10 protein-coding genes and 2 pseudogenes are annotated in these 9,708 nt (G+C 34.5%); 7 read left to right on the top strand and 5 right to left on the bottom strand.

Translation table 11 applies throughout. The annotated features are described in order from the left end of the window. The 6 genes from C6H08_RS09630 to C6H08_RS09605 all read left to right on the top strand — a co-directional run. A partial coding sequence (locus C6H08_RS09630) for a toxin-antitoxin system YwqK family antitoxin (RefSeq protein WP_233708557.1) occupies positions 1–429 on the top strand: 429 nt, incomplete at its 5' end. A 192-nt stretch (positions 430–621) separates the two neighbouring features. Further along, the gene (locus tag C6H08_RS09625; RefSeq protein ID WP_034565852.1) at positions 622–1,176 is read left to right on the top strand and encodes a HobA family DNA replication regulator; all 555 of its coding nucleotides are present in this window, start codon (positions 622–624) and stop codon (positions 1,174–1,176) included. A 9-nt stretch (positions 1,177–1,185) separates the two neighbouring features. Continuing rightward, complete coding sequence (locus C6H08_RS11370) at positions 1,186–1,323, top strand: hypothetical protein (protein ID WP_158656856.1); 138 nt, start codon at positions 1,186–1,188, stop codon at positions 1,321–1,323. Positions 1,324–1,532: 209 nt separating this feature from the next. Continuing rightward, entirely contained in the window at positions 1,533–1,976 is a 444-nt protein-coding gene (locus C6H08_RS09615; protein WP_005218966.1) for a hypothetical protein, read from the top strand. A 155-nt stretch (positions 1,977–2,131) separates the two neighbouring features. Further along, positions 2,132–2,413, top strand: coding sequence for a hypothetical protein (locus tag C6H08_RS09610; protein WP_034579613.1), 282 nt, complete (start codon positions 2,132–2,134; stop codon positions 2,411–2,413). A gap of 62 nt (positions 2,414–2,475) precedes the next feature. Beyond that, positions 2,476–2,790 carry a YbdD/YjiX family protein gene (locus C6H08_RS09605; RefSeq protein WP_080732257.1) on the top strand — a complete coding sequence of 105 codons (315 nt, stop codon included), beginning with the start codon at positions 2,476–2,478 and terminating at the stop codon, positions 2,788–2,790. Positions 2,791–3,023: 233 nt separating this feature from the next. Here the strand turns inward: C6H08_RS09605 and surE are convergent, their stop codons facing one another. The 4 genes and pseudogenes from surE to C6H08_RS09590 all read right to left on the bottom strand — a co-directional run bounded on the left by surE (position 3,024) and on the right by C6H08_RS09590 (position 7,113). Continuing rightward, entirely contained in the window at positions 3,024–3,875 is an 852-nt protein-coding gene (gene surE / locus C6H08_RS09600; RefSeq protein ID WP_034565848.1) for a 5'/3'-nucleotidase SurE, read from the bottom strand. Between the two features lie 92 nt (positions 3,876–3,967). Beyond that, positions 3,968–4,366 (bottom strand): annotated as a pseudogene (locus C6H08_RS12600) (methyl-accepting chemotaxis protein); the annotation flags it as partial. Positions 4,367–4,792: 426 nt separating this feature from the next. Then, positions 4,793–5,938: pseudogene (locus tag C6H08_RS12595) on the bottom strand (FIST signal transduction protein); the annotation flags it as partial. A 254-nt stretch (positions 5,939–6,192) separates the two neighbouring features. Beyond that, positions 6,193–7,113, bottom strand: a complete 921-nt coding sequence (locus C6H08_RS09590; protein WP_104686179.1) for a DMT family transporter — start codon at positions 7,111–7,113, stop codon at positions 6,193–6,195. A gap of 206 nt (positions 7,114–7,319) precedes the next feature. On the opposite strand from C6H08_RS09590, the gene mqnF reads away from it, so the two are divergent. Next, positions 7,320–8,552, top strand: a complete 1,233-nt coding sequence (gene mqnF / locus C6H08_RS09585) for an aminofutalosine deaminase family hydrolase (protein ID WP_080732256.1) — start codon at positions 7,320–7,322, stop codon at positions 8,550–8,552. A 171-nt stretch (positions 8,553–8,723) separates the two neighbouring features. Here mqnF and C6H08_RS09580 read toward each other — a convergent pair whose 3' ends face one another. Further along, complete coding sequence (locus C6H08_RS09580; RefSeq protein ID WP_034579622.1) at positions 8,724–9,533, bottom strand: endonuclease III; 810 nt, start codon at positions 9,531–9,533, stop codon at positions 8,724–8,726. Positions 9,534–9,708 lie beyond the last annotated feature (175 nt).

The raw sequence follows: 9,708 nt of genomic DNA, 5'->3' as shown, positions 1-9,708 counted from the left end.
AGTGAAGAGGATAAAAAAGCAGGGTGTATTGAAAAAGTGTATGACGATAATGGGAATCTTACAATGGAGCGACCATATAAAAATGGGGTATTGCATGGTATAGGAAAAATGTATTATGGAAGCGGGATACTTGAGGCTGAAATGCCAGTTAAGAATGGAAAAGTAGAGGATATTTATAAGCGATATTATGAGAGCGGGAGTCTTTCTGCCGAAAAAGCATTTAAGAATGGCAAAGCTGAGGGCATAGGAAAACAATACTACGAAGATGGGAATCTTGGGTATGAAATACCATTTAAAAACGATAAACGAGAAGGTGTGGCAAAAGTGTATTATCCAAATGGAGATATATTTGCAGAAATCCCATATACAAACGACAAGATAAATGGCATTGTAAAATTTTATGATAAAGGAAAAAAGCTTGTCTGGTAAGCAAACGCACAAAATGGAAAGATTATTAGTGGAAAATGTGTGAGCGGTAAGGTTATGACAAACGCACATCTTACAAGATTAACTAATGAGATAAAAGAGATTGATATAGACTATGACTACTGGTATGATATATGCAAACAATAAATAAAATATAGAATCTCTATCAAAAGAAAGCATTTGAAAGGATAGCATTTGACAAATATTAATGAATGGATGTTGCATACATTGAGAAAAGATGCGGATAAGCTTAATCGTATGCCATTGCAATGGCTTGAGATTGATCGTAATGGCTGGACGCCGCTTGTAGCAAGAGCGATTAGTTTCTTACTTAATGGTGGCACATTTTTACTTTGCACGGATAAAAAGAGCGCATGGCTACAACACTATATTTTAAATCGATTAAATACGATTGATACAAAACGCCCTTTTGTCCCTATTTATGCGCTTGATTCTTCCCTTATTAGGTTGATTGAAGCAAAGCAGGGCGAAAGTGTCAAAGATTTGCTTGATATGTCTTATCAAAGCTATGCTTTATGGTATATCGGGCAAACTGAAAATGCGGTAGCGCAATTTAGCTTAGAGTTTAGAGAATCTTTTCTTTGGATATTAGATGAGTCTTTAGAACATTCCTTTACCTTGCATTCTAATGATTATAATCTTGATTTTAAGCTATTACAAGCATATAGAATCTTTGAAAAAGCCCTTTTTGCAGGAATTTGTGGCGAATTTAGTCTTGAGAATATATAAGGACCACTCATGCAAGAGCTAGATTCTATACATAATACAGAATCCACATTACTACAAGATTCTAATCCGTTTAAAGAAGCAAGAAATACAGAATCTAGAATCTTGCAATTTTGCACCCCTACGCCCTGCACCCACCCATTTGGATAAGAATCTAGATTCTCTACCAAATCTGGGTGGGTGCAAAATTTACAGAATCTAGATTCGCTTTTATTCATCATGCTAGACCAGCATTTCAGGGTGTTTAAACATATAAATCTTATCTATTTGATACACTAAAATGTCTATATTTTTACATATTTTAACTTTGGAATCCTTTTTGCTTTAAAGCCTATAAATCTATTTTGAAAGGATTTCAAATGCAAGTTTCACAGAATGTTTTACAAAAAAGATATACAGACAGCGTGCATAATCAACAAGGAATCGACATTCATCATGGCTCAAGGAATCGCTACATTCCAATAAGTGCCGATGAAAACTATTTGCCACAAGATGTGTTTGTAAAATCGGAATATTTGCAAAAGATTGAAGGACTAGGGGATTCTATACAAGGGGGATTTAAGGACGCTTCAAGCTTTATGGCAATGGCAAATGTATTGCGTGGTGAAAATATCCTAAATAGTCAGGATCTAATCGCAGCAGGTTATATCGCTAAAACAAGCGAAGACATTAACTTTGAAGCGTTTAATAAATTATTGCGTAACGAGCAGTTAAGCATGGAAATGAAAGGGCTTATCAGTCAGCTTGTAAATAAGCTCTACAATATCAACTATGTGCATGCTGGAATCATGATGGCTTCATAGAGTAATAGGCTGTCTCTAGCAAGGTTTTCAATGAAATTTTGTTTTGTGTTTTTGTTTTGCATAATGTTTTATCCACTTTATGCAGATACACAGGACATACCACTACCAAATCTTAAAAATCCCAAAATACGAATAATCTACATAAAAGTATCACATTGCAATTCAGTAAGAATCCAAAGCGCTCTATCTTAAAAAAGCAAGGTATTATCGCAAATAAAATGGCTTCTCATGTATTTAAAGATTCTAAAGAAGTTTGTTCTATGCTCTTTTTCTCCGCATTAAAGGATTTACAAACTCAAGTTTTACTGCTTGGTGGCACAAAAGTGGGAAACATAGAAAGCTATTTGGATAATAGCCCAAAACGCATTACCAAGTATTTTCAATGCAAAAGTGGTGCAATGTTTAGCATAGTAACGCTTCGGGCTGATGTGCGTTAAGCAGTTATTGACATGCTTTGTGAAATGTGCTAGAATGACTTAGCCATACAAAAAGGATTAGCATGGGATCAAAAGACACGCAAAAAACACCTAATGCAATAAATACACAAGATTCACTATGCCAAGATTCATTACACGGAGAATACAAAGAGAAACAGCAAAAAGATATTGTGTTATCTCTTTTTCAGTTTTGCTTTAAATGGTATAAAGATTCTGAAAGATTTTTTCATCTCTTAGTTGGATTGCCAAGCTATGAAAAATATTTAGACTATCATAAAAAATATCATCCACACTGCACACCAAAAACACGCAAAGAATTTTTCATGGATTCTCAAAACAAGAGATATAGTAGAGATGGTGCTAAAAAATGTTGCTAGAGAAAAATGTCTGCATAAGCATTTGTTGCCCGAAAGTTTATTTATATGAGACAACAAGTGATATAGATTAATGTAACCAAGCAAAATACATTACCCACTTTTTACCTAAACTTACAATGTGTCTATATTGAATACTTTTTATAATCCTATGAATAAACATGCAATTCAAATGTTTCACATTAAGCTAATATTGCGACATAAGATTCTATTAATGAATCACCTAACACAAAAACTTATTCTCTCTCCACGCAATATGAATGCAAAGATTGCATACATGCATAATCTGTCATATCAAGCTGCATAGGTGTAATAGAAATATAGTTATTTGCTACTGCGGAAAAATCGCTTATTATTTTCATATCTTTACGAGTGTAAAAATTATCTTTTAAGTATGGATTATCCGCATTATCTCTCTCATGCCATTGCAATGGATTTAAGCCTATCCAGTGGTATTTCTGTCCGCGTGGGTTTTGCATGACTTGTGCTTTTGAACTATAGATTCTATATCCAAGCTGTGTAGCTTTAATACCCTTGCATTCATCTTTTGAGATTGCAGGAATGTTGATATTGAGTAGTTTTCTGTGTCCAATCGTGTAGTTATTGTGTAATATATCAAATGAGAGTTGCTTTATTGTATCAAGGGCTAGTGTGAAATCGCGATTTGCTAGTTTATTGTCTTCGCCATGTTTGTCATTAATGTATTGTGAAATAGCAATGCTTTGTATCCCATGCAATGCCCCCTCCATTGCACCTGCAACCGTGCCAGAATATGTTGTATCCTCGCCCAAATTTGCACCAATGTTAATCCCTGATATAAGCAAATCTGGTTTTGTGTGAGAAAAAAGCTCACACAAGCCAACATACACACAATCAGTTGGACTGCCATCATCAAGCTTGTAGAAATCTTTTTCCAATTCTATAAGTTGCAGAGGCTTACTCACGCACAGACCATGACCGCATGCTGACTTTTCATGTGCTGGGGCTACGACCACAACATGTGCAATATCACTTAAGGCATTACGCAGAGTAATTAAGCCTTGACTAAAATAGCCATCATCATTTGTTAAAAAAATAGTTTTTTTCATAAATTTACCTTAATTTATTGTTTAAAGGGCGTATTATATCTTTTTTTGCCACCAAAGTCATTACTTAAGTGTGTAATAGAATCTTGCAGGGGTTATTTATAAAGCACTTCCAAAATACGATCATACACTGCTATGTGTTCTAATTCTCTGTCAAGCTCATCGCCTATTTGTGATTTTTGGGCTATCATAGTTGATATTGCCTTGCCGTTATTTATAAGCTCTGTAATTGTGCTTGATATATTATGAGATTGCTCTTGAATATCACACATGCCTTGATTTGTATTTTTCACACATTGATCGATAGTTTGCACATTTTCGATTACTGATTTTACTGAAGTGTTTGTATCAACAAGACTTTTTTGTGTCCTTTCAGCTAGACTTCTCACCTCATCGGCTACGACTGCAAAGCCTCTGCCATGCTCCCCAGCCCTTGCTGCTTCAATCGCCGCATTTAATGCTAATAAATTCGTTTGATCTGCAATACCTGCGATAATATCTAAGATTCTATTTAAGTCATCAATGCCGGACAAAAGGCTTTTAATATAATCTTCTAGATTCATATTTTCGCTATTTCTATCCATAGCAGAAGTTAAACCGCTTACAAAGCTATCAAAGCTCAGATTTACATCATCAAGATTATTTTCTACACATTTAAAGTCTTCTGCGACATGGGCTAGAGTATCTGATACGCTTTTGAATGTCGGCACACTTGCTTTTAGCTGACTTAGCATTTTTTGATTGATATTATTAATAAGTTCTAATTTACGCATTTTCTTAGTAATAAAATATGTTTTATATTGTGCGTATTGTCTATGGAAAGAATCTACAAGGGCATCACTGAATACACCATTTTCCTGTTTATAGAAAAATATAGCGCTTAGAGTTTCATTAATATTCACACCAAGCAATTCTCCAAAAGTTGAGAATCCAACTACAGGAAAATCATTAAAAATCTGCAATGAAGAAAGTCTCTGCGTGTTGTTTAGTCGCCTTAAAATACAATCATTAAATATCGCACCAAGCGGTTTTGGCTTATTTCTCGCAAACTCTTCATAATCTTTTTTTGTAGATTCTATAAAATCAGTTCGTTTTAAAAGCAGAATCTCTTCTCCCTTATCAACATCGCAATAAAGACATATTTTGCCATTTTCTATATCAAAATTTGCTACTGAACGCACATAGATTTCATCTTGTATTTTTGCACCAAATGTGTATTCTTGCATATAAGTTGGGACTTTTTCAACAGGGCAGTTAAAATGTGTGGCAAGGGCTTGCAGGGCATTTACTTGCGTATAAGTTTTTGTGTCTAAAAAATCTGTAATAACGCGTGTTTTCATATCAGCATCAAGCACTACAAAATGTGTATTTGTAGGTGTAAAATTTTGCGTTTTAAAGATTCCAAAACGATAACTTTCATGTAATTTGACATAGGTTAGCACGGCTACATTTTGCACAACGCTCGTGTTATTATAAATATAGGTATTTTTGAAATCAAGCTTTCCACCAGCACTTCCACCCACATAAAAACATGGCAATTTACCTGCATTATAAATCGCTTCCATTAAGAAGCTCTCGCTACCACTAAGCCCATCAACAAGCACATATCCTAGCGTATCTGTATGCGTGGCTTTAAAGGGTAAGTTCACCTTTCTTACTTCACTCTCAAGCTGTGAGATTTGTGCATTTATATCGGTAGAATCTTTATGCAGGGGCAGCGTATGCACATGTATATGCTCTATCATACTTGCGGCAAAAAGCATGATAGCAACGCCATCGCCCTCCATACCATTGCCATAGAATTTATCACATGTTTTTAATTCATCTTGACTGCATAAAAGCCCAGATGAACTTGCTAAAATCACAACGCAATCATGTGGTAACGCCCGTTTTATTTTGTTTGCAATACTTGCAAAATCCATATTTGGCATGAGATAGCCAATGGCTAATTTTGGCTGAATAGTAAGATTATTAAGCCTTTCTTCTATCTCATGACTTTTAAGATGTAGGCTTACTATATGTGTTGTAATTTGCTCTTTTTGTTGTTTTTTCCTAAAACCAAACATAGTTTTCCTTTTTACCATAAAAAACTTTAGAATCTTGTATTATTTTCATTCAAATAGATTCTATGAAATTATGCTTATTATAACTTTGTAGAATCTAAATTTCGCACCCCAATTACTAATTCCATAACAAAACAGAATTTTAACAATCTTTTGCATTAATATAGATTACATTGTGTATTTTTTATATAAATGATAAAATAAAGAGTTACTATTTTTTACATTAAAGATAAAATACATAAAACACCACTCAAAGTCTAAGGTTTTAGACTCTTGTTTTTATACTTTTTATAGTCTTGTAAAAACACAGGCATAGCGATCAAAACACCAGATACAATAATGAGTGTAATGCCGCTTAATGTCATCATATTAGGCAGAGAATCTCCAAGCATTACTCCAAAAATCACACCCCATACAATACGCATATAATCAAGCGGCGATATAAGCCCAGCAGGGGCTAGTATGAAAGCCCTTGTTAGAAACATTTGCCCCAAAGTTCCAAGTATCCCCAAGATGAGAATACCTATCCATTCACGCGTATTAGGCATACTAAAGCCAGATAAATGTGGAATCTCAATAAACATAAACACCCCGCCAACAACAGCCATAGTGATAGCAAATCCCATAATCATACTTGATTCATTAAAATATTCTTTCAAGTCCTTTAAACTCATATAGGCTAATGCCATCATGATTCCATTAATAATACCTGCGATAATATTATCAATCCCTAGACTTTCCGTGCGTATATCACAGATACAAATCACCCCGATAAAGCCCACCAAAGTGGCTAATATAATGGGTAATCTCACACGCTCTTTTGTAAAAAGCAGTGTAAATAGCACAATATAAATAGGCATAGTCTGTGCAAAGGCTGAAGCCGTGCCAAGCGATATAGTAGCGATATTATAAAACATAGCAAGCATAGCTAATCCACCTGTAAGAGAACGCGTAAGTAATCTAAAATAGCCACCTTTTTTGCGTGGTTTAGAATCTGTTTTATAAGGTGGGTAAAAACACCACCAAATACCTATACAAATCGCTGTAAAAACATGACGAAAAAATATAAGCTCCATAGAAGACATGGAATCTAAAAGCTTAACACACGCATTCATTAAAGAAAAAGTAAGTGAAGCAGCAAACATGAATAAAATGCCACTCATAGCACTTTGACGCATAATAATCCTTATCTAAACAAAGCCCTAATTATAGCAAATATAGCTAAAGCTTAGATCCTATGTCTCATTAATACTTTTAGCCTGTTTCCTACAAGATAATCTCATGGAATTTACATGTATTGCATAAAGATTGTTAAAATTAGTATGCAAAAAATCTATATGCTGTTAAGAAAGAATACTTATTGCTATAATACAAAAAGATTCTAATGTTTAAAATAATAAGGACAGATATGAAACTCATAGGCACAAGCATAATGCTCCCTTGCGATGAAGTATGGGAGGTTGTAGAACATGGTGGTATTATCATTGATTCTGGTATGATTAAAGAAGTTGGCGATTTTAATTCATTGAGACAAAAATATAGTAATTGCGATTTTGTGTTTTATAAAAATCATGTTATGCTACCAGCCTTTATTAACTCTCATATACATTTTGAATTTAGTAAGAATGACACAAGTTTTTGCTATGGGGATTTTGATATATGGCTTGATAGCGTTATGGCAAATCGTGGTGAGGTGCTAAAGCACAATACACATGCAATGCAGCAGGCTATAAAGACGCAAAAGCGTAGCGGTGTGGGCAGTGTCTGTGCGATCAGTAGCTATGATTTGGATTTAGAGTTATTGCTAGATTCTAAACTCAAAGTGATTTATTGCCATGAAGTGTTAGGGGCAATGGAGAGTGATTTCACACAACAAGCCCTAAATATCTCAAGTCGCCTTGAAAAGACTTTGTCTTTAAAAAATGCTACATTTACCCCCGCATTAGCCTTGCACGCACCATATTCTATAAATCCAAAAATAGCACATTATGTAGTTGAGCTTGCCATGCGTTATAACCTTTTGCTTTCAACGCATTTCTTAGAATCTAGGCAAGAGTTAGAATGGCTAAGTGAGAATGCGGGGTATTTTAAGGAATTTTATGCAAAGAATTTTCAGGTAAAAGATGCAAAAGCACATTTTAGCATAGATAGCTTTTTAGATTTACTAAGTGATATAAATACGCTTTTTGTGCATTGCTTACATGTAGATTCTAATCTTAAAGAAAGGCTATTCAAGCAAGGCTCTATTATCTCTTGCCCTAGGTCTAATCTCTTATTGCAAGGCAAAATGGGATTAAATCATATCATTGCTACTGATGGTAAAAGCTCGAATGCTGATGTTGATATTTTAGAAGAGATTCGTTACGCACTTTTTGCGACACTTAGTCAAGATAAAGCCCAAGATATAGAATCTCTAAGCAAGGATTTAATCTATGCTATCACGCGTAATAGCGCAAAAGCACTAGGTTTAAATAATGGTAGTCTTAAAGCAGGAAAATGTGCTGATATTGTGCTATTTAAATTGCCATTTAGCCGCCTTGATAATATCGCTCAAAGCTTTATCCTGCACGCAAAACAAGCTGCAAGATTGCTTGTAAATGGGAATGATGTTTTATAATAATGCTTTAATAATGTTGCGTGGTTTATATGTTTATCGTATTGTGTCTTTGAAAAGAGTAGAGAATCTTTTTTAGATTCTATACTTTAAAGAAAAGATTTTTCGCTACGCTCAAAACGACAAAAAAGTAGAAACTATTTTAAGTTATGTATATCGATATAGAATCTTATCTTAATAAGTAAGTTTTGCCAATTTATATTGCTTACTACATTCAACGATTTTTCCATGAAACCTTGCCATAATTTGTGCTAATGGCATATCGCCATATATTTCACTTGCCCTATAAAGATTCCGTGTTAAAAAGTCTTGCATTGAGTGATAATCATCAAAAAGCAAACCGCAATGCCCAAGTAAGCGTTGTGTATAGCTATCAACCACCATTTCTTCTCTTTTTAATGCGTAGTTTAAAATACTTGATGCACTCTCAAGCCCAATGCCTTTTTGAGATAAAAGCCACTCTTTTGTAACATGCAATGAGAAGTTATCAAAAGTTTCAAAATCCTTTATGATATTTTTCGCTAGGGCGATTAAACGCGTTGCTTTTTGCTGATAGAATCCAGAGATTCTAATAATGGGCATAATATCTTGTGGCAAAAGATCTGCGAGTTGTTTGAGTATTAAATCTTGATAATGTGGTTGGGCGATTTGTGTGAGTTGTGGATTAGGATAATTGCTATATAGCTGTATATCATCATTTGGGGTTTTTGTAAGATTATTATAAAAAAACATGTAGAGGTTGCTAAGGCTAGTGGCAGCATATTCATACCTTGTGTTTTGTCCCAGAATAGCGGCAAAACACAGGCTTAAATCCATCTCAATCCGTGCTGCTCCATTCATCTCAATGCCATTTTCTACACGCAAAGACAAGAAGCTAGGCCACCACCAACTTTGCTTATCGCCGACATTATAATGTTGGCGTAAAATCACAAGCAAGTCAAATCCATCATTAATCTCTATATTTTGTAGAAAATGTGGTAGCATAGTGTTTCCTTTTTTATTTTCTGTGTTTATTGTATGAGTATTATACTAGGCTTTGTGTGAGAATGTATATACCAGTTTCTGTGCAATGCAATCTCAATGTGAGTTAAAATGGATGGTTGAATAAAATGTTGTAATACAAGGTTATAGAGATTAATTTTATGCTATAATACCCCAC

It is taken from the genome of Helicobacter bilis (genome assembly GCF_900198365.1).
GTDB lineage: Bacteria > Campylobacterota > Campylobacteria > Campylobacterales > Helicobacteraceae > Helicobacter_A > Helicobacter_A bilis_B.
This window is presented reverse-complemented; position numbering and strand designations above follow the sequence as displayed.